The following is a 24,231-nucleotide window of genomic DNA, read 5'->3' on the forward strand; positions in this document are numbered from 1 at the left end:
CTGTTCGTAGGTTTCTAACCGGCTCAGCCGATCGAAATGTCCCAGGGCGCCACGACCTGCCAGTCGAGGTTCTTCTCCATGCCCTTGACCTCCTTGGTGGCCCAGCGCGACATCGCTTGAGAGTACCACGGAATGAAGGCCCAATCCTCGCGGAATGCCTTCTGGGCATCCTGGGCGAGCTTGATGCGATCGGGATCGTCGGCCGCCTTGGTCGCGGCCTCAGTGAGTGCGGCATCGACCTTGTCGTTCTTGTAGCCGCCGAGCTTGTTCTGCGCGTTCGACGAGGTCGAAGCGATGCAGCCCGAGAGGTAGGACACGGCATCGGGAACGCGGGTGCCGACGTCGTCGCGGAAGATCTGGACGGCGTTCTGATCGGGACCTGCGTAGCTATCCTGCTGTGGCTTCATATCGACGGCGGTAATGCCGAGGTTCTGGCGCCACTGCTCGGCAATGTACTGGGCAGCCGCCTGAATGGCCGGGGCGGAAATGCCGACGAAGAGAATCTTCGGCAGGCGCTCGGGACCGCCATAGCTCGATTCGGCAAGCAGCTTCTTGGCGGCAGCCGGATCGTATGGGTAGGGCTCGAAGCCGGAGTTTTCGGCACCGGGCACGGAATTGAGGATCTGGTCAGCCTTCTTGTGCGGACCGTCAGGATAGGATGCCTTGAAGAGGCCGTCGCGATCGATCGCCATGATCAGCGCCTGGCGAACCTTCGGATCGTCCATCGGCGCGCGCTTGACGTTGAACCAGAAGTGCTGGCTGGTCGGGATCAGAGGACCGGCGGAGAATTCGGGGCCGAGATCCTGGATGATCGTCGACGTGACCAGCTCGGTATGGGCATTGAATTCGCCGGACTTGATGAGCGACGTCGCGGTGACGTTGTCTTCGATCGAGGTAATTTCGATGCGCGCCAGCTTCGGCTTCGGGCCGAAGAAGTTCTCGTTCGGCTCGAACACCAGCTTGCCGGCGTCGATATCGATGCTGGTGAGCTTGAACGGGCCGGAATAGACGGCGCTGCTGTCGGGCTTGTACCAGTCCGCCACTTCCTCGCCATCGCTGCCGCGAGACTGCGCCGCCTTGGTGATCGGCGCGATGTGGTTGGCAAGGCGCATGAAGAAGATCGGGTCGACTTCCGTCAGCGTGACGACGACGGTGCCTTCGTCAGGCGTGGCGACGCCTGTCAGTTCGTTGCCGGAACCGGCGCCGATTTCCTTGTAGCCCTGAACCTTGCTCAGCACCTGATCGGCGCGCTGGCTCTTGGTGTTGGGCATGGAAGCGACTTCCCAGGAGCCCTTGACGTCGGCGGAAGTGATCTTGCTGCCGTCGGAGAACACAGCCTTCGGGTCGATCTTGAAGGTCCAGACCTTGTTGTCAGGCGATTCCCAGCTGGTGAAGACGTAAGGCTTGATCTTGCCTTCGCTGTCGAAATACATCGGCGAAGCCCACCAGATCGAGTTCCAGCGGAACGGAACGCCGCCGCCGCGCAGCGGCGACCAATCCTGGTTGAACGCCGGATTGGCGACCTTCAGGACCTGGCCGTCATCGGCAAGCACGATGCGTGCATTCAGGCCGAAGACCGTCAGGCCAACGCCGGCGGCAAGGCCGAGTTTCAGAGCCTCGCGGCGCGACATCTGCGTTCCCTGCGCAGATTTCCCTTCATTGCGATCAGTCATGTTGTCCTCCCATGGCAAAATCGATGACGTCTCCACTTTCCACTCTATCCCGAAAGTGCGTCACGACATGCCGCAGACACTCGCTCGATAATGTAAATATGTCAACATAAATTAATCCACGATCCCCGATCCGGAAACGTCAAAATATTTTATTGAATTTTTTCAATGCGTTAAAAAATCAAACGAGAACCTGCGCGTATTGTCATATTGACAACATGCTCTGTGGGGATGAAGAAACCCACATCTTGCGGGCCATGGCTCCCGCCTTTGCCGCTGTCGATGCGGCCTTCGTCGAGGAGGACGATATGAACGATCACAAGATTACAGGCGTTTTCAGTGCGGCGGCAACGCCACTCAACGAAGATGGCAGCCCGGATCTCGGCTTGTTCACCGAACATTGCCAGCGCCTGCTTGAAGAAGGCTGCCACGGGGTAGCGCTTCTCGGCACCACGGGCGAGGCAAACTCCTTCTCCTCCAGCGAGCGCAGGACAATCCTTGAGGCCGCGCTGAAGGCCGGCGTACCGGCCGACAAACTCCTTCCCGGAACCGGCGTGGTCGCCATTCCGGAAACCGTGGAATTGACCAAGCACGCCCTGGAACTCGGCGTCACGAAGGTCGTGATGCTGCCCCCCTTCTACTACAAGGGCGTTTCGGATGACGGGCTTTTTGCCGCCTACTCTCAGGTGCTGGAAAAGGTCGCTCACGCCAGATTGCAGGTCATCCTCTACCATATCCCGCAGGTTTCAGGTGTCCCGCTCTCCGTTCCGTTGATCGGCAGACTGATCGAAGCTTTCCCGGACACCGTGGTCGGCATCAAGGAATCCGCAGGCGATTTCAATAACATGCAGGCGATCATCGCTGCCTATCCGGGTTTCTCCGTGCTGGCCGGCGCCGATCCCCTGCTCCTGCCCCTTCTCAAAGCAGGTGGCGCGGGCTGCATCACGGCAACATCCAATCTCGTCGCGGACTCCCTGCGAACCGTCTACGACAAGGTTCATGACGAGACGCGCGCCGGTGAGGTCGAAACCGCGCAGGCCCGCATCAACGCGTACCGAACTCTCTCCAATTCCTACGTGCAGATCCCGACGATCAAGGCAATGGTGGGCCTCAAGACCGGCAATACAGCCTGGCGGCGCACCCGCGCACCGTTGATGCCGATCAACGACGCAGACTATGCCGCGCTTTCCGAAGCCTATGCCAAGCTGCCGTAAGGAGCGAAACCATGAGCTTTACAGGTTTGCCGCCCGAGGCCGTGCCGGCATTGATGACCGGCGACGTCACCCCCCACGCGACTGAGAAAGGCCGTTTCGACGCCTATCTGCCCTCCCCGTGCATTCAAAACCATGCAGCCAACCTTGCTTTCCTGCCCGATGGAACGCTGACCTGCGTCTGGTTCGGCGGCACGATGGAGGGAATGGGCGACATCTCTATTTACATGTCGCGCCTTGCTCCCGGAGCAACCCGCTGGTCGACGCCAGAGAAGATGTCTGACGATCCGGCGAAGTCGGAGCAGAATCCGTTGGTTTTCAACGCACCTGACGGCAAGGTCTGTCTGCTTTATACATCTCAGACAGCAGGCAACCAGGATGGTTCGGTTGTCAAATGTCGGACGTCGTCGGATGGCGGCCTGACGTTTGGCGAAGCGCAGGTTCTCTGCGAGACGCCCGGCACTTTCGTGCGGCAGCCGATCATCGTCAACAAGGCCGGCACCTGGCTTCTGCCAATCTTTCGCTGCGTTGGCCTGCCAGGCGAACGCTGGACGGGTGACGTCGATACGGCCGGTGTCCTGATCTCTCGCGACCACGGCAAGACCTGGATCATGACGGAGGTTCCAGACAGCATCGGCGCGGTTCACATGAACATCGTGCCCCTCGACGGCGATGATCTCGTGGCCTTCTACCGGAACCGCTTCTCCGAGTCGGTTTTGTCCAGTGTGTCACACGACGGAGGCGAGCATTGGAGCACGCCAAAACCGATCGACCTACCGAACAACAACTCGTCGATCCAGGCCGCAGGCCTGAAAAACGGCGCTATTGCAATGGTTTACAACCATTCGAATGCATCTATGTCGGATGCCCGCCGTCAATCTCTCTATGACGAGATCGAAGGTGACGAAGAACAGGAAGCAGCGCCTATGCAGGCAAGCGATCGTCGCAAAGCTGTCTGGGGCGTGCCACGCGCACCGCTCAGCCTTGCCTTCTCGACAGACGGCGGCCAGACCTTCCCACAGCGGCGGGACCTCGATACCGGCGACGGATACTGCCTCAGCAACAACTCGAAGGACTCGGTCAATCGCGAGTTCTCGTATCCGTCGGTCGTCCAGGGCGCCGATGGCACCCTGCATGTCGCCTACACCTATTACCGCCGGGCCATAAAGTACGTCAGGCTTCCCCCCGAAACGATCGGCTGACGCGAAACCGGTCTGTTGCTTGTGAACGGACATTGATCCGGTGCAGCGTTAAAGACGCATTTGCGCCGGATCGGCGCGTTCTATTAACAAGTTACGATAACTTGGCGAGCCAGAAAAACGACAATGCGCCGTTCTGCGAAACGGAGCGCATTATGAATTTTATCGCTTATATTCAGCAACTTCATAAGCTTTCCTGTAATCCAACGACCAGATTTCATGCAGTTTTTTCGAGCGAAACAACGTCGCCGCTTGCCAAATGCCAAAGCATTGTATAACAACTTTACATCTTACTGACGCGATTGTCGCGACACTTGCAGGGAGGAGTGGTCCAGTGCCTAGCTTGGATTCACCTATCACAATCATCCGTCCTCATGTCATCGAGTTCGGCGTCGGCACTGCGGAGCGCCTTGGCAAGTGGGCGAGCGACAAGGCGTATGGCCGGATCCTCGTGATTTCCGACGCCTTCAACGCGACGCGCGTCGACACACTTGCCCTCAAGGGGGACGTGACGGTCTTTGCGGACGTAACACCTGAGCCTGACATCACCAATCTCGACAAGGTGCTGGCGGCAGCGAATGCCGCCGATGCCCAGCTCGTCGTCGGTTTCGGCGGCGGCAGCGCGATGGACCTTGCGAAGCTCGCTGCCGTGCTCGCCGGCTCATCGCAGACGCTGCATGAGGTCGTCGGCCCGAACAAGGTTCAGGGGCCGCGCCGCGTTGCCCTAGCGCAGGTGCCGACCACCTCGGGCACGGGAAGCGAGGCAGGTATCCGGGCTCTCGTTACCGACCCGAAGACGATGGCGAAACTTGCCGTCGAAAGCATGCACATGCTGGCCGATATCGCGGTCGTCGATCCGGCGCTGACCTTCAGCGTGCCCGCGCGCACGACCGCTGCGACCGGCGTCGATGCGATGGCGCATTGCGTCGAGGCTTTCACCAACCGGAAGTCTCACCCGATGATCGATCTCTACGCGATCGAGGGTACGCGGCTCGTCGGAAAGTATCTTGCCCGCGCCGTCAAGGACGGATCGGACGCGGAGGCCCGTGCCGGTCTTTCGCTGGCCTCCCTCTATGGCGGTTTCTGTCTCGGTCCGGTCAACACGGCTGGCGGCCACGCGCTTGCCTATCCGCTCGGTACGCGCTGGCATGTGGCGCACGGCGCCGCGAATGCCCTGATCTTCCCACACGTGCTCGCTTTCAACACGCCCGCGGCGCCGGAGAAGACCCGTGCCGTTATGGATGCGCTCGGCCGCCGAACCTCCGAGGAGATCGGGTCCGTCTTCGATGCTGCCTATTCCTTCTGCGCGGAACTCGGCATCGAGATGAAGCTCTCCGGGCTAGGCGTGTCAGCAAGCGATCTCGACGCCATGGCCGACGATGCCTTTGCCATTCGTCGCCTGCTCGACAATAATCCGCGCGACCTGTCGCGCGCCGATATTCGCTCGATCTACGAAGCAGCCTTCTGAGGCCTGCGTTTCATCTAAAGAGGACCGTGAGTGATGGACAGGAATGCGAAAGTCGCCGTGACGCTCGGTGATCCGGCGGGCGTCGGCCCGGAGGTGATCGTCAAGGCACTGGCGGCGATGCCGGAGCACGAACGGCGCGATTTCGTCATCGTCGGCAATACCGAAGCGCTTGAGCGGGCGAACCGCGCCGCAGCGACCGGGCTCTCCTTTGCCTTGGCGAGCTCGGCGGGCGCCGACAAGATCGCGGTCGACGAGGTGGAACTCGGCGCTCCACTGCCCGAGATCGGCAAGGTCAGCCCTGTCGCGGGCGACGCCTCCGTGCGCTACATCAGCCGCGCCGTCGATCTTGCCATGTCGGGAGAAGCCGATGTCATCGTCACGGCGCCGATCAACAAGGAAGCGATGAACCTCGCGGGTCATCACTATGACGGCCACACGGGCCTTCTGGCGCACCTGACCGGCTCGAAGAGTTCGTTCATGCTGCTCGCCTCCGAACGCCTGAACACCATCCACGTCTCCACCCATATCTCGCTGAAGGGCGCAATTGAGCGCGCGAAGACCGAGCGCGTACTGGCGACGATCGAAGCGGGGCACAATCACTTCATGCGACTGGGCAAGAGGGCGCGCATCGCGGTTGCAGGGCTCAACCCCCATTGCGGCGAGAACGGTCTGTTTGGCACCGAGGATACCGAATTCCTGGCGCCGGCAGTCGAACTGGCGCAGGCAAAAGGCATCGACGTCGTCGGCCCGATTTCCGCCGACACGGTCTTCGCCCGCGCTTACAATGGCGCGTTCGATCTGGTGATTGCCCAGTATCATGATCAGGGCCACATCCCGATCAAGCTCATCGCCTTCGATACAGCGGTCAACGTTTCGCTCGGACTGCCGATCGATCGCGTGTCCGTGGATCACGGCACGGCCTTCGATATTGCCGGCACAGGAAAGGCAAACCACGTCAACATGCTCTCCGCCATCGCCTACGCCCGGCTGATGGCACGGTCTCCCCGCCAGGCGGCCTGACCACCGAAAAGCTTTCGACCTCATCGACGGCGCGATAGCGCGCCGCCTGCCGCTTTGCTCGTTGGAGGAGATGAGCGATGGAAAGAACTGTTGTCATTCTGGGCGGAGAGCTGGCGCCAGAAGGCCGCGCCGTCCTTGAGGACGCCGGCGTGAATGTCGTCGCCACACCTCCCTATATCGACAGGCAAGCGGTCATCGAGGTTATGAACCTCCATCGTCCAGACGCGGTTATCGTGCGCTTGCTCACCGATTTGCTTGGACCCGAGGAAATGCGTGCCGGCGGCCGGCTCCGCCACATCGCCAAGCACGGTGTCGGGACCAACGATATCGATGTGAAGGCGGCAACGGCGCTAGGCATTCCGGTGTCTATGACAACAGGCAGCAACGGCCACTCCGTCGCCGAGCATGCGCTGGCGCTGATCATGGCCTTGGTCAAGGATCTGCCGCGCCAGGACGCATTGATCCGCGACGGCATCTGGGACAAGAACCAGTACAAGGGCCGCGAACTGCGCGGCCAGCGGCTCGGCCTCGTCGGTTTCGGCTTCATCGGCCAGACGCTCGCCAAGATGGCCGGCGCCATCGGCATGGTCGTCTCTGCCTTCGATACCCATACCCCCGACAGTGCTTTCAGCGACGACATCAGGCGCGAAACCGATCTCGACGCGCTGCTTGCGAATTCCGACATCGTCAGCCTTCACTGTCCGTTGACACCTGAGACGCAGAACCTGATCGACGCACGCCGTATCGGCTTGATGAAACAGGGAGCATTCCTCATCAACACGGCGCGCGGCGAAGTCGTCGATGAGAAGGCGTTGATCGCCGCTCTCGAAGAAGGCCATCTCGCGGGAGCCGGCCTCGATAGCTTCGCGGTCGAGCCTCCCGGCATCGAAAATCGGCTCTTCCAATTGCCGAACACCCTGGTGACGCCACACGTGGCCGGCGTCACGCTCGACGCGAAGCGCGCGGTTTCGGTCATGGCCGCCGAGAACGTGCTCGCCGTGTTCGGCGGCGAAACGCTTCACCCGCGCTTTCTGGCACGCTGACCCCGGCCGACCGCCGGCAATGAATGGAGAAGATCATGGGCGCGACATCAGACCGCCGCTTTGCGCCGGATACGCTGCGCGAATTTGCCAAGGCGCTGTTCGTGGCAGCCGCGCTCGAGGAGGAAAAGGCGGCCGCCGTGGCTCATTATCTCGTCGAAGCCGACCTTATGGGGCACACGACGCACGGGCTGGCATTGGCCGGCTGGTACCTTCAGGGCATTGCCGATGGCGTGATGACACGCGAAGGCATGCCGGACGTGGTGTCCGATCGCGGCCCGGCGATCGCCTGGAACGGGCGTCGCCTTCCCGGCGCATGGCTGACCTCGGAGGCCGTGAAGCTTGCCTGTGAGCGCGCGGCGACCTACGGCACGGCGACGATCGCGATCGCCGACAGCCACCATATCGGCTGCCTCGCAGCCTATCTCTCCATCGCCACCGATCGTGGCTATATGGTCAGCATCGCAAGCTCGAGCCCGTCGGGGGCGCAGGTGGCGCCGTTTGGCGGACGCAAGGGTGTTTATACGCCAAACCCGGTCGCTCACGGAATCCCGACGCCCGGCGATCCGATCCTGATCGATATCAGCGCCTCGATCACGACCGTCAACATGGCGCAGCGCCTGGTTCGCGAAGGCCGACAATACGAACACGAATGGCTGATGGACGAGAACGGCGAGCCCAGTCGCGATCCGCGAGTCATCGAACGCGGCGGCACGCTAATGCCGGTCGGCGGGCTTGATCATGGCCAGAAGGGTTATGGCATGGCGCTGCATGTCGAGGCCTTCACGCAAGGACTTGCAGGTCTTGGCCGCGTTGATGAGCTAAAGGGAACGAACGCTGCGGTCACCGTGCAGGTCTTCGATCCTGAAGCCTTTGGCGGACGGGATGCCTTTCTGCGGCAGACAGGATGGCTGGCCGAGACCTGCCGCAGCAATCCCCCTCGCCCTGGCGTGTCTCATGTGCGCTTGCCCGGCGAGAACGGCCTGAAGCGCAAGCGCGAAGCTGCGATCGATGGCGTCCGGCTTGTTGCCGGAATTCTCGATCAGCTGGTTCCTCATGCCTCCCGGCTAGGCGTGGAAATGCCGAAACCCTTGTAAGTGGCTGGATATCCACGCGCCGAACGCCTATGCGATAGGATCACGCTGCCTTGTCGGCAGCGCACAACCTGTCGTGCAAGGCGGAACCATGAAGGCAATCGCAGGCACCACCTCGAGCAGGCGAAGTCCCATAACCGTCGCGTCGTGATCGAGGCGATCCGGACGAATGGGCCTCTGTCGCGTGCCGCGCTTGCAAGGATGACGGCACTCAGCATCCAGACGGTATCGAACATCGTCGAAGAACTGGTGAGTTCCAAGCTTCTGAAGCCTGAAGCCGCGCAGAAGATAGCTCGTGGCCAACCGATCACCCCGTATTCGATCAATCCCGATGGAGCCTACTCGATTGGCCTGGAGCTTGGGAAAGATCACGCCGTTGGCGTCCTGACAGATCTCTCGGGACGCGTTCGAGACAGAATTGAAAGGCCGGTGGATCGGCCAACCCCGGAGCAGGCGATGCCGATCCTCGCTGATATCGTCGAAGCCCTGCAAACGAAGGTCCGCTTCGATCGGAGTCGTCTGCTGGGCGTCGGCATTGCGATGCCTGGGCGCTACGCCGCCGAGGGCACTACCTCACTCAGCCCGGCGACCCTGCCGGGGTGGCAGGATTTTCCCGTCGCTTCAGAGCTTGCGCGGCTGATCAGGGTTCCGGTGCGTGTCGAAAACGATGCCACCGCAGCCGCAATCGGCGAGAGACTTCATGGTGTTGCGCGCGGTCTGCAAAGCTTCGTCTATCTTTTCCTCGGCAGAGGGATCGGGGCCGGCATGTTCCTGGATGGCCACCTCTATCGGAGGAGCCATCAGAATGCCGGTGAGATCGGGCATATCGTTGTGGTGCCGAACGGCCGCCCATGCCCATGCGGCAAGCGCGGATGCCTTGATCGCTATGTCTCTCTCGGCTCCGCCTACGAGCATCTCGGCATTGAGGTTTCCCGCAAGCAGCCGGCAGAAGAGGTCGAGGCGCTGTGCCTTCCCCTCAGGTCGCATTTTTCAATTTCTTAAGCAGGAAAATATCGCCGCAACTCATCTACTCAATCAAATTGAGTTAATCAAACGAAGCTTTGCGGAAGGGACTTGATCACAGGCACCTCAAGCGTCTCCGGGCCAGAAGAGTGACGCAGCAGTCAGCGCCCCTCGCCGCAGCAAAAAGCCGAACCTATATTAGGCGCTAAAAGGCCGACGATTTCCGTCGGCGACATCGGAGACATGAATGAGCCGCGATCCATACGAGCTTCTCGGCGTGAAAAAAGGCGCCACCCAGAAAGACATTCAGACTGCATTTCGAAAGCTTGCCAAGAAACTCCACCCCGACCTGAACCCGGGCGACAAGACAGCCGAAGAGAAGTTCAAGGAAGTCTCGACAGCCTATGAGATCCTTGGCGACGAGGACAAACGCGCGCGATTTGATCGCGGCGAGATCGACATGACGGGCGCCGAACAGGCGCCGCGAAACTATTACCGGGAATACGCGTCCGCAGCCGGCGCCGAAAACCCGTATCACAATGGGTCCGGCTTTGCCGACTTCGGCGACAGTGACGACATTTTTTCGAGCTTCTTTTCCGGACGGTCGCGTGGCCCGCAGTTCCGCGCGCAGGGGCACGACCGCCAATACTCCATGGAAGTGGATTTCCTCGACGCCCTCAGCGGGACAAAGACGCAGATCCGCTTGCCGGAGGGACCGGCGCTTGATCTTCAAATCCGGGCAGGGACGCGCGATGGTCAAACTCTGCGCCTGAAGGGAAAGGGCGACCCGGGCATGAACGGCGGTCCGCCGGGAGACGCTCTCGTCGAGATCAAGGTTCGCCCGCACCGGTTTTACATCAGGGACGGCGACGACATTCGCTTCGACCTGCCGGTCTCGCTTTCGGAAGCGGTCCTCGGGGGCAAGATACGCGTGCCGACGCCATCAGGCGCGGTGAATGTCACGCTGCCGGCGAATTCCAGCAGCGGCAAGGTATTGCGCCTGAAGGGCAAGGGTGCGCCCAAGCGCGGCGGCGGGGCCGGAGATGCCTACGTCACCGTCAGGATCGTGCTGCCTGAAACGCTCGACCCGAAGCTCGCCGAATTCATCAGCAGCTGGGCCGAGACCAATCCTCAGGATCCGCGAAAAGCGATGGGAGAATAAGGATGGACGATCTCGAATTTCGCCGGATCGTGCAGGTCGATGTCACGGTGCTGGAAATCTGGCTCGATCAGGGTTGGCTCCTCCCCCAGGCCGACGATGGGCGACGGCACTATGGGCCAGGCGACGTCGCGCGTGCACAGTTGATCCTCGACCTCACCCAGCGCATGGGGGTTAATGACGAGGGCGTCGACCTGATCATCGACCTCGTCGATCAGATTCACGGTCTTCGCGGCACGATGCATGAGATGCTCGACGCGATGGAGCGGCAGGACGACGACATCAGGCATCGCATACGCGACAGGCTCGACCACATCCGCCGCCTGCGAGGACTTTAAGCACCGTCGTCTCCGACCATGCGGAGACTGAGCTTACGATGCAATCATGTCGAGCCCGATGTCGAGCGTCGGGGCGCTGTGCGTCGTCCAACCGACCGAAATGAGGTCGACGCCGGTGGCCGCGATCTCGGCGACGGTCGCAAGGGTTACACGGCCCGAGGCTTCGCTGATCGCACGTCCGTCGATCATCGCAACGGCCTCATGCAGCTGCGCGTATGTCATGTTGTCCAGCAACACCGCGTCGACGCCTTCTTCCATGGCCTGCCGCAGCTGGTCCAGCGTGTCGACCTCAACCTCGATCTTGACCATGTGACCAACACCCGCCTTCGCGCGACGGATCGCCTCGACGATACCACCGGCAATGGCGACATGATTGTCCTTGATCAGCACCGCATCGTGGAGCGCGAAGCGATGGTTGACGCCGCCGCCTGCGCGCACGGCGTATTTCTCCAGGGCTCGCAGACCCGGCGTCGTCTTGCGCGTGCAGGCGATCGACGCGTTGCTGCCATCGATGGCCTCGACGAGCGAGGCAGTCACCGTCGCTATGCCGGACAGATGTCCGAGGAAATTCAATGCCGTTCGCTCCGCGGTCAGAACGCCGCGTGCAAGCCCGCTCACCGTTGCGATGACATCGCCCGGCCGCACGCGGTGGCCATCCCTGATGTGACGCTCGAACTTGATACACGGATCGATCAAACTGAAAGCAAGCTCGGCCGCATCAAGGCCAGCGATCGTGCCGGCTTGCCGGCTTACGATTGACAGAGTGGTTTGATGATCATCGGGTATGACGGACGCGGACGTCAGATCTCCGGCGAGGCCAAGGTCCTCCAGCAGGGCCGTACGGACGATCGGCTCGATGGTGACACGGGAAGGCGAAGCAAGCGTCATCTCAAGCACTCCTTGCAAAGTTGTCGACGAGGCCATCTGCGTGGGCAAGACCTTCTTCCAGCGTGAGGAAGCTGCGGTCGGCTCTCGCCCGTTTCTCCGGAAAATCGCTGCGCGCATGCGCGCCACGGGACTCTTCCCGCAAGATGGCCGCCACCCCGATCAGCAGCGCGGTCAAGGCCGGATCGCGGCTCGCGCCGGCTGATCGCGCAAGCGGCAGGAGAGACGCAATCGCGCTCTGGAGCCCGCAGCGCTCGCGGATCACGCCGAGCTGGCGAGAGACGATGGCCCGCACCGCGCTCGCGTCGGCAGCGCAGGTGCCAGTCGCTAGGCCGCCTAACGAGACGTTCCGCGATAACGTTCCGGAAATGTCGTCGGCAGCACGCAGCCCCATGACCGCAGCCTCCAGCAGGGAATTGCTGGCAAGCCGGTTGGCGCCATGCAAGCCGGTTGCGGCCGCCTCGCCTATGACCCAAAGGCCTTCCACAGAGCTGCGGCCGCGAATGTCCGCCGCCACTCCGCCCATGTGATAGTGAGCAGCCGGACGAACGGGGATGGGGTCGTGGGCAGAGTCGATCCCCGCTTCATGGCATAGTCGATGGATCGTCGGAAATCTCGCCGCGAAGCCAGCACCAAGCGCCGAGCGGGCGTCGAGAAACACGCGACGCCCCTGTGCGAGTTGCGCAGCTATGGCGCGCGAAACGACGTCGCGGGGGGCAAGCTCCTCACCTTCGACGCCGACCATGAAGCGGTCGCCGAGGTCGTTGATCAAGATCGCGCCTTCCCCTCGTACCGCCTCGCTGACCAAAGGCAGAGGCCGCCGAGAGCAAGCTAGTGCCGTTGGATGGAATTGAACGAATTCCAGATCCGCCAGGATGGCGCCGGCGCGGGCGGCGAGCACTATCGCTTGGCCGATATTCCCAAGAGGATTGGTTGTCGCTTCATAGAGCCCACCCGCCCCACCCGTCGCCAGCACAATCCGGGAGCTTGGAATGACGGCTTCGCCTGTCGGACCGAGTATCTGGAGCCCCGAAACCGAGCCGTCGGCAGTCAGAACGGCGGTCGCCTCGACCCCTTCGAGCAGCGAGATCGACGATTGCGCGGCAACGGCGCATATCAGAGCGTGCGTAATGGCGGCACCCGTGCCGTCTCCCCCGGCATGAACGATGCGGCGACGCTGATGCGCCGCTTCCAGGCCAAAGGCAAATTCACCGGTTGCGTCCCGATCGAAGGAAACTCCTGCCCGCTCCAGCGCAGCAACCGCTTGGTGTGCGTCAGCAAGGATCGACCGCACCGCCGCTTCGTCACAAAGGCCGTCGCCGGCACGAAGCGTGTCCTGAAGATGCAGTGAGGGAGTATCGTCAGCGCCAAGTGCGGCGGCAATCCCGCCCTGGGCCAGAGCGCTCGAACTCCCACCTGCGAGTTTGCCGCGGCTGACGATGACGACCGGCTGCGGAGCAAGCCGAAGCGCCGCCATCATCCCTGCAAGCCCACCGCCGACGATGACGACGTGATCGCGAAATTCCTCCAGGATGTCGCTCATATCGCCAGCATCCTTTCGACGGCTCGGCGCGCTCCAACCGCCACCTCGGGATCGACCAGGACTTCGTGGCGATTTTGCTCGAGCGCCGTTCGGATGTTGGAGAGCGTGATCCGCTTCATGTGCGGACACAGATTGCAGGGCCGGATAAACTCGACGTCCGGGTGGTGCACGGCGACATTGTCGCTCATCGAGCATTCCGTGAGAAGAACAACCCTCGCCGGGCGGTTGGCCGCAACATACTCGGACATGACAGCGGTGGAGCCCGCGAAATCCGCTGCCGCGACCACGTCAGGCGGACATTCCGGATGCGCAAGCACGGTAATCCCCGGATGGTTCTCGCGCAGTTGCCTGATGTCCTCCGCGTCAAACAGCTCGTGCACCTCGCAGTGGCCATGCCAGGCGAGAATCTCGACATCCGTCTCGCGCGCCACGTTGCGTGCCAGATACTCGTCGGGGATCATCAGAACACGCGGAACGCCGAGCGACCCAACCACCTGTTTCGCATTGCCCGATGTGCAGCAGATATCGGAAGCCGCTTTGACGGCCGCCGAAGTGTTGACATAGGTGATGATGGGAACGCCGGGATGCGCTGCTCTCAGCAGGGCGACATCCTCCGGCGTGATGGAATCGGCGAGCGAGCAGCCGGCGGCGGTATCCGGTATCAGGACGGTTTTCTCGGGATTGAGCAGCTTGGCCGTCTCGGCCATGAAGTGAACGCCGGCGAGGACGATCACATCGGCCTTCACATCGATTGCCTTGCGCGCGAGCGCCAGGCTGTCGCCGACGATATCCGCGACACCGTGGAAGATTTCAGGCGTCTGATAGTTGTGCGCAAGAATGACGGCGTTGCGCTCACGCTTCAGTCGAAGGATCGCCCGGACATCGTCCTCGAACATCAGCCATTCCGCCTTCGGAACGACGCGGCTTACGCGCTTGTAAAGGTCATCGGTCGTCAAAGGCTGGTTCACGGCACCCTCCATTATGCTCGATATGAGCATATCATGCGCAAATAGATATTCTCAATGTGAGTATATGTCAATTGCGGGAGAGAGGCAGTTTCGAACCGGCGAGTTCACGCTCTTCGAGCACAGCATGGCGGTAACGGAAGAGCTTGGCCGGCCGACCGCCGGTTTCGGCCTCGGTCTGGCCGGTTTCCTCGACAAGATCCTGCTGCTCGATCAGTCGACGAAAGTTTTGCTTATGCAGCGTTAGGCCTGCAAGCGCCTCGACGCTGCGCTGCAGTTGCAGCAAGGTGAAGGCGTCAGGCATCAGCTCGAACACGACGGGGCGGTATTTGATCTTTGCCCGGAGCCTTGCGATACCGGTCGCAAGAATGCGCCGATGATCGGCAAACATCGCGCGACCGAAATTCACGTCACCACCCGCTTCAGCAACGAGTCTTGCTTCGTAGAGCAGTTCGTAACGCTGCAGGACAAGATCCTCGTTCCAGGAAATGTCGTCGAGCCCGAAGGCGAAGGCGGCACGGCGCTTGCGTTCGACACGGCGGGCCGGCTCGCTATCGGCCCAGGCAGCCAGACCATCGATAAGCTCGTTGAGGACGGGCGCGATCCCGTTTCGCCGGTCTTCCCAGGGAAGATAATCGTACCAGCCATGCCAGCCCGGCCGCCCCGCGCCGGCCTGTTCACGGACAAGCCCGAGATAACTGATCGAAATCGTCCGGCCGCCCTGAATGTCGTTGTTGCGATCCCGATCCGCGAAGGTATAGAGCTGCTCGAGATAGCCGACCGGATGCGCCGTCTGCTCTTGAACCCATTCCCTCAGGCCGCTTTGCAACGTGCGGTGACCCATCTCGAACGGGCCCGACGGTAATGCCTGGCCCGAGCGGATCGTCATGACGCGCGGCTCCCCCGCTGTCACGGCCGTTAACACGGCGATCAATTCTGCGTGGGCAAATCCAATGGTCAATGCGGGGCGATTCTCGTGTTGGCTGACGGTCCATCTCTGCCACAACGCAGGCGGCGACGAAAGGACCGAGCCTCCACCGCGCCAATCAATTGGTAGTAACGCGCAGCAGGCATTACCAGCGCCCGGAAAGCTCCTTAGCGTTATGAAAGCCTTGGCAGAACATGCCTTTGAGGCTGGCGATGAGTGCGCCGAGGGGCGCGCGACCGACCAACCATTACGCTAAAAACATTTTTCTCTAATGAAGATCTATGGTTGCCGTCCGAGCGTATAGATTTTTGTAACCAAACAACCTGTTTCAGGTGCACGTCAGGCTTTTCAGCCACATGCACCATAAGCAAGAAAATTGGAGCGGCACAATTGATCCGTTCAAATATCTTCGATAGGTTGTTTACTCGCAGAAAAGTCGCGCCACAACCGGCGTTGGAAAGGATAGGGCAATGAAAGACGCACCGCATTCAGTCGACGTCCATGTCGGAAAAACCATTCGCATCAAGCGTCTGATGCGCAAGGTCTCACAGACCGAACTTGGAGACCGGGTTGGCGTGACCTTCCAGCAGATCCAGAAGTACGAGAAGGGTTCGAACCGCGTATCGGCAAGCATGCTGGTGGAAATCGCGGGCGCTCTTGACGTTGATGTGCGTTCTTTCTTCGAAGATTTGGCTCATGGCACCGCCAACGACAATCCAACCCCGAGCGAGGAGTTTGTTGTCTCTCGTGATGGCGTGCTGCTCAATGCTGCATTCCTTTCCATAAAGAACGAGCAGGTCCGCAAGAAGATCGTCAAACTCGTCCAGGCTATTGCCGGCATGGAACTGGCTGAAGGCGAAGCCGCGGAATAACGCGGCCTCGCCTCACAGGTCAGTGGCAATCCAGGACGACGATGTTATCGCGTGCGTCCTTGATCGCGATCTTGGTCTTTGCACCCATCAGCTTTTCCAGATTGACGTCGAGTTCCCGTTCGGGATCAATTCCGTCCCAATCGATGACGACTTGAAGCAGCGCCATGTTGGCGAGATGAGTCAGATTGTGCAGCTTGAGCTTCGCAGCTTCTTCCTTTGCCGCTGAAAGCAGCCGGAAGATTCTTGCATACTCGCTGCCCGTGCCTTCGTCCTTGGTCTGAATGTTCATCAATGCCGCCTTCTCAGATGATCCGGAGTTCGCTCGAATTCCAGTCCTGTGACGATGATCGAGGTCGGGCGTTACTTGAGCGTTACAGGCGTGACGGAGCGCGCAACTTCGCTGCGAAGCAGTTCCCAGTGAGAGGTTGCCGCAAAGCCCCAATCGCAGCTATGTGAAGCCGGTTCCGCCTGTTGATGAAGGTACCGCAGTACGGTTTCCGCATCGGCGCGCTTGCGCTCGACCTTGTTGGCGCGAATGAGACGAAGGATCTCCTTGGCGCGTCTCTCGTCGGCGAAGCCGCAGCGCTCGATGGCTTTGGGATATGTGCGCTCTGAAAAATGCAGCGCCCTGCCCGCGATGAGCAGTATCTTGCATTCTTTCGCGGAGATGCCATCGGCGCGGCAGAGCATCTCGATGGTCGGCTGAAAATCCACCCATGGGATCGAGAGCGGCAGCCAGCCAAGCTCTTCCGGCGCATGAACCAGCGCGACGGCCTCGTCGTCGATCAGACGACCGTCCGCATAATCGTTGTAGATAGCCCCAAGGCCCACCATCCCGAAGGCAGCGCATTCGGCCGCTCGAAGCGCACCCATGCTCGCGCCACCGGCCACGACGACATGCGCCTGCAGGGCGTAAAGAATCTCCTTGTGCCAGACGGACGGCACTTCGCCAAAATAGCCATCGACGATGCCAATCGCGCGCGCGCCGTCTTCCACCGCCTGTAGAATGTCGCCACGGGCGGCCGGCGGGCGAAACACGATCGACGGGTAGGATTTCCGAAGCGTTTCGAGATCGGCGCCGAAACTCGGCCCTGCGAAGATCACTTTCATATCTGCATTCCCTGCATGGCCCGTACCGCGCGAAGGCCGAGCTGGATGAATTCGCCGCTGACATCAACTTCCAGGCCCGGCACGATGACACGGACGACCGAGACAGGCAGACGTGGATGGTCGATCGGCACTGCCACCAACTGCGTGATCCCCTTGGAAGCGAGGCGCTCAGCGATGTGGGAGATCGTTTGCTGGATACTGCGTTTTGTTGGCTCCAGGGGCGCGGTCCAAGCTCTTGGCGGCTCGCCGCACAGCTCGATCAGCTGCTGCATGGGGCCATCCTCGTCGAGCCTTTGATAAATACGCGGAGAGAAATCATCGCGGCTGCCGGCGATAGCCGTAAGCCGGCTTTGCGCCGCTTCGGTGATTGCCCGCAGGATCGCGCGAACAGGATCGGGATGGCAACCGCATCCGCCGCAGACATGCGTCCAGCGTGCATCGACGCGTTCGCCGAGATTGCCCGGGATGATCACGGCGAGAAAGCTCGGAACATCGATATCGGTCGTCATGTCGAGGACCAGAAGCTGCATGCCGGCGCGATTGATGCGGTCGACGATGATGTCGACGACCGGATCGCCGAGGGAACCGGGATCGACCCGCGCTCCTCTCAGCTGGTCGTAGGCGCGTAGTTGCATCAGCGCCCAGGCATCGCGCTCCACGAGCTCGCAGAGCCCGTGCAGGACGGCCTCAGCCGGCCGGTTGCCAGATGCAAGCCCGTCGCTCGACTGCTCGAAGCCGCTCGGCCTGATCCCGCGGTGGTCAAGCCCTACGAGCGACCACGGCACGAACACCTGCCGGTTGGAAAGAATATCAAAGCCCTCGCACCAGGCGATGGGAGCTGTGCCGATGTCGGAGGGTACACAACGGGCAACCGAATCAAGATCAATCAGCGGCGCCTTTTCGGCCCTCAGGCCTTCGACGGACGCCATGATCATGTTGTCGGGCCGCATCTCGGCGACGCGGGTCTCGACGGCCTCCATGGCCGCGGAGGTCATGGCCGCCTCCTCGTCGATGCCTTTTCCCTGAAAGACCGAGAGCGTGTGGCTGTTCGGGCGCGTCGCGAAGGCGACGGGAATATCGAGGAGGTCGAGCGCGGTCAGCAGTCCAACGCGGGTAATGCCAAGCTCGGCAAAATGCGGCTTGATCGCCGCGAACGTCTGCCCAGGTGTCAGTGATCGATCATGATAGGCGTTGACCCCGCCGGCCGAGAGACCGAGATCCGTGATCAGATCCTGCAAAGCACCTTGGGCAGACATTCGCATCGACCTCAACGGAACTTCAGCGCGTGAACGATGCTGGCCGTGGCGTTCGTGTCGAACTGAACGGACTGCTGCTTCAGAGCAGCCTGGGCAGCGGACGAGAGGCGAACGGCGGGCGCGGTCTTGATGTCTGTCGAGTTCATTCTGATTCTCCAGCTGGAAGCAGCGCTTTGCTGCGGGCGAGGAGAAGATGACGGCGAGGCGTTATTCCGGCGTGACTGGCTTCCGCGCCAAACGGCAACGGAAATCCCGCAGATGTCACACTTTAGGACAGACCGGCCAGACGGAGCCCGTCGATGAGCTGGCGCGTATCGTCCGGGTTGCGGTCAGGTACAAAGCGCCAGACGTCGTCCGTGCGGAAATCCGGGAAATTCTCGAGCACGACGGACGCGTAATGCGCGGCCGCCTTCGCGTTCCCGTTCTTCGCGTGCGCTGCCGCAAGCAAGCGCGCGGTCGCCGGACGTGACTTCACGCGGTCCAGAATCTCGATCGCCTTGGCGTAGTTCTCCTGGACAAAATAAATGCCGCCGAGGTTCCAGTAATAGTAATCCGGCGGCAGCGGATTGAGTTTCAGCGCCGCCAGGCTGAGCTCCAGCGCTCGGTCGCTCTGGCCATCATGCACCAATGCGTCCGCGTGATCGGCGAGGATATCTGCGTCGTTCGGGCTCAACATCTGTGCCTCGGCGAAGAAATCGAGGCTCTCGGCAAACCGCCGGCGATACAGGGCGACAAATCCGAGCTCCCGCATCGCGCGTCCGCTGTTCGGATCCGCATCGCGCGCGTGCCAGGCAGAGCGTTCGGCCTCCTCGAGAAGCTCGGTTTCCCGCATGCCGCGAACCAACCATTCCATCCCAAGTACACGCGCCATGCCGGCATGCGCGGACGAGAAGCTGTCGTGCTTCGCGAGCGCCGACTTGAACCATTTGCGTGCCTGACGCAGGTGCTGCAAATCCGTCTTCGAGACCAGCCGTTTGCCTTCAAGGTACAAGCGGTAGGCGGACGGGCTGATCTCCTCCGCCATATCGGAAAGTTCCCGCCGCTCGATAGTATCCACGAGGGTCAGAACGATTCGGCGGGAGAGCTGACCGAAGGAATGTGTAACCTTCTGCATGGCGAGCGGAAGATCGATCGCCCACAACACCTCGGCTGTCGACGTCTTGGTCAGCCGGCACGTTGCGTAGATATCGTCTTCGCGACCGTGGATCGTCACATAGACGGTATAGTCGAAACGCAACTCCGGCGGCGTCGGCTGGCTGGCGTCCGCCAAGCTTCGATTGAGAATTTCGACACTGGTGTGGGCTGCGATGACCTTGAAGCCACGCTGCTGGCTGAGCCCGATCGTGACCTCTTCGAGCAGAGCGCGACCGATGCGCTGCAACAGTGGATCGGACAGCATGGTTTCCGGCGGCAGGATGAGAACCCGTGGCTCGCCGACGATGTCTGCATTCGCCAGCTCCGGCGGCATGACGATGCTTGCCTTTGAAGCCGGCGCCGGAGGCGTGATGATCGCGAGTTCGTAGGCGAGAGACTGCGTTGCAGGCTCCGGCTCCGCGCCGAACTCTGTCTTCAATTCGTTCCGGCAGCGAAGGTAGACTTGTCGCGCCGCAGCGGTATCACCGGCGCTCGTATGAGCGCGCATCAGTGCCCGGCAAGCAACCTCATTGGACGGGTCGTTGTCGATCAGACGCCCGGCAAGCAGGAGGACATCTCGAGATGCCAGGCCGCCCCCATCTTCGATGAGCCGCGTCAGATGCGCGTCGCGCCATTCAACTGCCCGGCGCCGCTCCAACGCCAGCCGTTCGTCGGCTTCGATCGTCGGAGCGCGAAACCCCTCGAGAAACTCGCCTTCGAGCAAGTCCCAGCTTTCAGGCTCCAGCGGCGGTAGTGTGTCGCGCAGGACAAGGACATCGACCTGCCACTGGCCGGCGTTGAACGTCACATCAGTATTCGTTGCTTCCAAGAGCCGCGGGAATTCGGGCGGGACGCTTCGCTCGATACGGGCAAGAAGCTGCCGCAAGCTACCGGCACGCTGCTTTGCCGCATCCGCATCCCACAAGACATCGCGCAGCGTTTCCCGGTCCATCGACAGATGCTGCGACGTAACGAGAAGAGCAAGAAGCGCGTATGCCTTCTCGGGAAGCATGAGCTCACGCCCATTGGCGAAAAGCGAGGGCTTTCCGAGCAAACGAAGCAGAAGGCTGTACCGGGCAACCAACGTCAACAGACAACTCGCGATTGGATAAGTTGTCCCGATTATAGGAGCACGCGATCCAAAGGCAAAAGGATTGTGGCCGTTTGGTTGAATTTTTCAACCACCGGATGCCAAACTGGCACAGCCTGTCGCCAGATCTTCCATAAGGAAAAAATAATGCGCCCAATGATGGCAACGCACAAAAGCGAAGGCGCCGGTCAGAAGACCGGCGCCTCGTGATTCGAGCCAGTGAACCCGACTTAGGCCGCTGCGGAAACGAAGCCAGCCGTCGGAACTTCCGAGATCGTCTTCAGAACCTGCGAAGCGATCTGGTAGGGGCAACCCTGGGAGTTCGGACGACGATCTTCCAGATAGCCCTTGTAGTCGTTCTTGACGAAGGAATGCGGAACGCGGATCGAAGCACCGCGGTCAGCTACGCCGTAGGAGAACTTGTTCCACGGAGCAGTCTCGTGCTTGCCGGTCAGGCGCAAGTGGTTGTCAGGACCGTAAACGTCGATGTGCGCCTGCAGGTTCTTGTCGAACTGCGCCATGAGGGCTTCGAAGTAAGCCTTGCCGCCAACTTCGCGCATGAACTTGGTCGAGAAATTGCAGTGCATGCCCGAACCGTTCCAGTCGGTGTCGCCGAGCGGCTTGCAGTGATACTCGATATCGATGCCGTACTTTTCAGTCAGGCGCTGCAGCAGATAGCGTGCCATCCAGATCTGGTCAGCGGCCTTCTTGGAGCCCTTGCCGAAAACCTGAAATTCCCACTGGCCCTTGGCCACTTCGGCATTGATGCCTTCGTGGTTGATGCCGGCAGCGAGGCAGAGGTCCAGGTGCTCTTCGACGATTTCGCGCGCGATCGAGCCAACGTTCGAATAGCCGACGCCGGTGTAGTACGGACCCTGCGGAGCCGGATAGCCTTGCTCCGGGAAGCCGAGCGGACGACCGTTTTCGTAGAAGAAGTATTCCTGCTCGAAGCCGAACCATGCATCTTCATCGTCGAGGATGGTTGCGCGGCTGTTGGACGCATGCGGCGTAACGCCATCAGGCATCATGACTTCGCACATGACGAGTACGCCGTTGGTACGAGCCGGGTCCGGATAAATGGCGACGGGCTTCAGCACGCAATCGGAGCTGCGGCCTTCAGCCTGCATCGTGGACGAGCCATCAAAGCCCCAGAGCGGCAGCTGCTCGAGCGTCGGGAATTCTGCAAATTCCTTGACCTGCGTCTTGCCACGAAGGTTCGGTACCGGGGTGTATCCATCGAGCCAGATGTACTCGAGCTTATACTTGGTCATTTGCGAGTCTCTCAAAACAAAGGTGTCAGCAGGTCCCAGGGACGCGGGAGCCGAAGCCGCCTTGCCCGTGGAGGGATGCCAAAGAATATGCACGTAGCGTGCCAGTTCAAAAACGCACCCCGAAAACAGGTCGAGAAATGCACTACCCCAAGCCGGAACCGCAATCCGATTGTGACGGATTTTTGAACCGCCTGGCAGGCGAACAATGAGCGGACTCAATCGTTTATCAACAAGCCGACGACATGGTTTCGTGCCAGGAAACGGTCGCGCCGGCTCCACCAGCCAGCGCATCAAATTCTCATCACGAATAGGCAAATGCATATTTATTATGCGCTTGATTAATATGAGGACATCATCGAATTCTGATACAATCCTGAGCAAAATCAAAACGCCCAACAATCCGACATTCAATGCCTTTTTTTCAATCAAATAGAGCATTTTATAAGCATCCGTGCTATTCTATCAAATGTGACTGAACCAGGAGGCATGACATGGCCATCGGAGTGCACCACGAGTCAGCAGTGATCTACGCGTTTCCGGCGAAGCGCTTCTCAAAGTCCGCGCGTCCGGCAATTGAGATCGAGGCTGAGCTTGAGCCGTGTGTCTATGACAGCTGCTGGTATCATGAAGACGCCATGAAGGAAGAAGCGGCTCCGAAGCCAAGCTTCAAGCCGCGCCTGGTCGATTGATAGATTGGCTGCTGCAAGCCACCCCGTTCGCCATCCGACGGGAGGAAATCAGCTTGCGTGCAGTAGCGGGGCGCGTCATGAGAAAGGCCGATAACCAGATCGGAAGCTCGTGAATGCAAAAACAGGTGGCGATATTCGGCGGCGGCCCATCCGGATTGGCGGCCGCCGAAATCTTGTCAAAGCTCGGCCACGCCGTAACGGTGTATGAGGCGATGCCTACCGTCGCCCGGAAATTCCTGCTGGCGGGCAAATCCGGCCTGAACATCACACATTCCGAACCATATGAGCGTTTCGCAACCCGTTTCGGGCCATCGAGCGAGAGGCTTCGCAACGCCCTTGATGCGTTCAGGCCCGAAGACGTCCGCAGTTGGGCGGCCTCAGTGGAGACCGAGACATTCGCCGGCTCCTCGGGCCGTGTTTTTCCTGTCGAGATGAAAGCGTCTCCTCTTCTGCGCCGGTGGCTGAAACGCCTGGAAGCGCAAGGGGTGACGGTCCTCACACGCCATCGATGGATCGGCTTCGCGGATGAGGGTTTTCGCGTGGAGACGCCGGCTGGCGTGGTGACGGTGCGGTGCGACGCCGCGCTCCTTGCCTTTGGCGGGCCGAGTTGGCCCCGGCTGGGGTCGGATGGTGCCTGGACACCGGCGCTTGCCGAGAGAGGCGTCGACCTGCAGACGTTCCAGCCAGCGAACTGCGGATTTGACGTTGATTGGAGCTCTCACTTCACCGAACGGTTCGCAGGCCATCCGATTAAATCGGTCGCTGCGCGTTCGCCGGCGGGGTCAATCCCGGGCGAGTTCGTCATCACGAAGCACGGTATCGAAGGGAGCCTCGTCTATGCTCACTCGGCCGCGCTCCGTGACCAGTTGGCATCCGGGCGACCGACAAACCTCTGGCTCGATCTCGCGCCCGGACGCTCTCAGGAGAGGATCGCACGCGACCTCGCGCGGCAGGACAGCAAGGCCAGCCTATCCACGCGACTACGCAAGGGTGCTGGCCTCGACGGCGTGAAGGTTGCGCTTATCCGCGAGGTTGGCGGCGAAGGATCGCCGGAAGCGCTGTCCGCGCTCATAAAGGACCTGCCGATCCCACTCGCCCGACCCCGTCCGATCGCGGAGGCCATTTCCTCGGCGGGTGGCGTCGACTGGAACAGCATAGATGATCGCTACATGCTGCGAGCCGTGCCCGGCCTGTTCGCTGCCGGTGAAATGATTGATTGGGAAGCCCCGACAGGCGGCTATCTCCTGACGGCGTGCTTTGCGATGGGCCGTGCGGCCGGCAGCGGGATCGATGCCTGGCTTGCCGAAGGCTCGAAATGACCGCGCG

22 protein-coding genes and 1 pseudogene are annotated in these 24,231 nt (G+C 61.0%); 12 read left to right on the forward strand and 11 right to left on the reverse strand.

The annotated features are described in order from the left end of the window. Nucleotides 1–23: 23 nt before the first annotated feature. Nucleotides 24–1,673 carry an ABC transporter substrate-binding protein gene (locus ASE04_RS21275; protein ID WP_056821636.1) on the reverse strand — a complete coding sequence of 550 codons (1,650 nt, stop codon included), beginning with the start codon at nt 1,671–1,673 and terminating at the stop codon, nt 24–26. Between the two features lie 305 nt (nt 1,674–1,978). On the opposite strand from ASE04_RS21275, the gene ASE04_RS21280 reads away from it, so the two are divergent. The 9 genes and pseudogenes from ASE04_RS21280 to ASE04_RS21320 all read left to right on the forward strand — a co-directional run bounded on the left by ASE04_RS21280 (nt 1,979) and on the right by ASE04_RS21320 (nt 11,162). Continuing rightward, complete coding sequence (locus ASE04_RS21280) at nt 1,979–2,884, forward strand: dihydrodipicolinate synthase family protein (protein WP_056822655.1); 906 nt, start codon at nt 1,979–1,981, stop codon at nt 2,882–2,884. A gap of 11 nt (nt 2,885–2,895) precedes the next feature. Continuing rightward, nucleotides 2,896–4,083, forward strand: a complete 1,188-nt coding sequence (locus ASE04_RS21285; RefSeq protein ID WP_056821638.1) for a sialidase family protein — start codon at nt 2,896–2,898, stop codon at nt 4,081–4,083. A 331-nt stretch (nt 4,084–4,414) separates the two neighbouring features. Next, the gene (locus ASE04_RS21290) at nt 4,415–5,548 is read left to right on the forward strand and encodes an iron-containing alcohol dehydrogenase (RefSeq protein ID WP_056821641.1); all 1,134 of its coding nucleotides are present in this window, start codon (nt 4,415–4,417) and stop codon (nt 5,546–5,548) included. 33 nt (nt 5,549–5,581) lie between these two features. Next, nucleotides 5,582–6,568 carry a 4-hydroxythreonine-4-phosphate dehydrogenase PdxA gene (pdxA, locus tag ASE04_RS21295; RefSeq protein ID WP_056821644.1) on the forward strand — a complete coding sequence of 329 codons (987 nt, stop codon included), beginning with the start codon at nt 5,582–5,584 and terminating at the stop codon, nt 6,566–6,568. 77 nt (nt 6,569–6,645) lie between these two features. Beyond that, nucleotides 6,646–7,611: a hydroxyacid dehydrogenase gene (locus ASE04_RS21300; RefSeq protein WP_056821649.1), complete on the forward strand. Its 966-nt coding sequence runs from the start codon at nt 6,646–6,648 to the stop codon at nt 7,609–7,611. Between the two features lie 35 nt (nt 7,612–7,646). Next, nucleotides 7,647–8,705 carry an Ldh family oxidoreductase gene (locus ASE04_RS21305; RefSeq protein WP_056821656.1) on the forward strand — a complete coding sequence of 353 codons (1,059 nt, stop codon included), beginning with the start codon at nt 7,647–7,649 and terminating at the stop codon, nt 8,703–8,705. A gap of 88 nt (nt 8,706–8,793) precedes the next feature. Then, nucleotides 8,794–9,668: pseudogene (locus ASE04_RS21310) on the forward strand (ROK family transcriptional regulator); the annotation flags it as partial. Nucleotides 9,669–9,912: 244 nt separating this feature from the next. Beyond that, nucleotides 9,913–10,827 carry a DnaJ C-terminal domain-containing protein gene (locus ASE04_RS21315; RefSeq protein WP_056821662.1) on the forward strand — a complete coding sequence of 305 codons (915 nt, stop codon included), beginning with the start codon at nt 9,913–9,915 and terminating at the stop codon, nt 10,825–10,827. Nucleotides 10,828–10,829: 2 nt separating this feature from the next. Continuing rightward, nucleotides 10,830–11,162, forward strand: coding sequence for a MerR family transcriptional regulator (locus tag ASE04_RS21320; protein WP_056821663.1), 333 nt, complete (start codon nt 10,830–10,832; stop codon nt 11,160–11,162). A 33-nt stretch (nt 11,163–11,195) separates the two neighbouring features. Here ASE04_RS21320 and nadC read toward each other — a convergent pair whose 3' ends face one another. From nadC to ASE04_RS21340, 4 genes are all read right to left on the reverse strand, one after another. Further along, entirely contained in the window at nt 11,196–12,050 is an 855-nt protein-coding gene (gene nadC / locus ASE04_RS21325) for a carboxylating nicotinate-nucleotide diphosphorylase (RefSeq protein ID WP_056821665.1), read from the reverse strand. 1 nt (nt 12,051) lies between these two features. Then, a complete protein-coding gene (locus tag ASE04_RS21330; protein ID WP_056821667.1) occupies nt 12,052–13,590 on the reverse strand; it encodes an L-aspartate oxidase in 1,539 nt (512 codons plus the stop codon). Beyond that, nucleotides 13,587–14,558, reverse strand: a complete 972-nt coding sequence (gene nadA / locus ASE04_RS21335) for a quinolinate synthase NadA (protein WP_056822660.1) — start codon at nt 14,556–14,558, stop codon at nt 13,587–13,589. The genes ASE04_RS21330 and nadA overlap by 4 nt, the downstream gene beginning before the upstream one ends. 67 nt (nt 14,559–14,625) lie before the next feature. Then, nucleotides 14,626–15,516: an NUDIX hydrolase gene (locus ASE04_RS21340; RefSeq protein WP_056821669.1), complete on the reverse strand. Its 891-nt coding sequence runs from the start codon at nt 15,514–15,516 to the stop codon at nt 14,626–14,628. Between the two features lie 437 nt (nt 15,517–15,953). Between ASE04_RS21340 and ASE04_RS21345 the strand changes: the two genes are divergently transcribed. Beyond that, nucleotides 15,954–16,355 carry a helix-turn-helix domain-containing protein gene (locus ASE04_RS21345; RefSeq protein ID WP_056821670.1) on the forward strand — a complete coding sequence of 134 codons (402 nt, stop codon included), beginning with the start codon at nt 15,954–15,956 and terminating at the stop codon, nt 16,353–16,355. 19 nt (nt 16,356–16,374) lie between these two features. Here the strand turns inward: ASE04_RS21345 and ASE04_RS21350 are convergent, their stop codons facing one another. The 6 genes from ASE04_RS21350 to ASE04_RS21370 all read right to left on the reverse strand — a co-directional run bounded on the left by ASE04_RS21350 (nt 16,375) and on the right by ASE04_RS21370 (nt 22,216). Further along, nucleotides 16,375–16,644, reverse strand: coding sequence for a hypothetical protein (locus ASE04_RS21350; protein WP_056821672.1), 270 nt, complete (start codon nt 16,642–16,644; stop codon nt 16,375–16,377). A gap of 71 nt (nt 16,645–16,715) precedes the next feature. Further along, nucleotides 16,716–17,465 carry a TfuA-like protein gene (locus tag ASE04_RS21355; protein WP_056821675.1) on the reverse strand — a complete coding sequence of 250 codons (750 nt, stop codon included), beginning with the start codon at nt 17,463–17,465 and terminating at the stop codon, nt 16,716–16,718. Further along, nucleotides 17,462–18,721, reverse strand: a complete 1,260-nt coding sequence (locus tag ASE04_RS21360; protein ID WP_056821680.1) for a YcaO-like family protein — start codon at nt 18,719–18,721, stop codon at nt 17,462–17,464. The genes ASE04_RS21355 and ASE04_RS21360 overlap by 4 nt, the downstream gene beginning before the upstream one ends. An 11-nt stretch (nt 18,722–18,732) precedes the next feature. Then, nucleotides 18,733–18,867 (reverse strand): hypothetical protein, encoded by a 135-nt coding sequence (locus ASE04_RS31945; protein WP_274533891.1) that lies wholly within the window; start codon nt 18,865–18,867, stop codon nt 18,733–18,735. A gap of 122 nt (nt 18,868–18,989) precedes the next feature. Beyond that, nucleotides 18,990–20,867 carry a BTAD domain-containing putative transcriptional regulator gene (locus ASE04_RS21365; RefSeq protein ID WP_082597426.1) on the reverse strand — a complete coding sequence of 626 codons (1,878 nt, stop codon included), beginning with the start codon at nt 20,865–20,867 and terminating at the stop codon, nt 18,990–18,992. A 308-nt stretch (nt 20,868–21,175) separates the two neighbouring features. Next, nucleotides 21,176–22,216, reverse strand: coding sequence for a glutamine synthetase beta-grasp domain-containing protein (locus ASE04_RS21370; protein WP_056821682.1), 1,041 nt, complete (start codon nt 22,214–22,216; stop codon nt 21,176–21,178). A gap of 491 nt (nt 22,217–22,707) precedes the next feature. On the opposite strand from ASE04_RS21370, the gene ASE04_RS21375 reads away from it, so the two are divergent. Together ASE04_RS21375 and ASE04_RS21380 are read left to right on the forward strand one after the other, a co-directional pair. After that, a complete protein-coding gene (locus ASE04_RS21375) occupies nt 22,708–22,905 on the forward strand; it encodes a DUF2735 domain-containing protein (RefSeq protein WP_056821684.1) in 198 nt (65 codons plus the stop codon). A 113-nt stretch (nt 22,906–23,018) separates the two neighbouring features. Continuing rightward, complete coding sequence (locus ASE04_RS21380) at nt 23,019–24,224, forward strand: TIGR03862 family flavoprotein (RefSeq protein WP_056821686.1); 1,206 nt, start codon at nt 23,019–23,021, stop codon at nt 24,222–24,224. The last annotated feature ends 7 nt before the right edge of the window (nt 24,225–24,231 follow it).

The sequence above is a fragment of the Rhizobium sp. Root708 genome (assembly GCF_001429725.1).
In the GTDB taxonomy this organism is placed as follows: Bacteria; Pseudomonadota; Alphaproteobacteria; order Rhizobiales; family Rhizobiaceae; genus Rhizobium.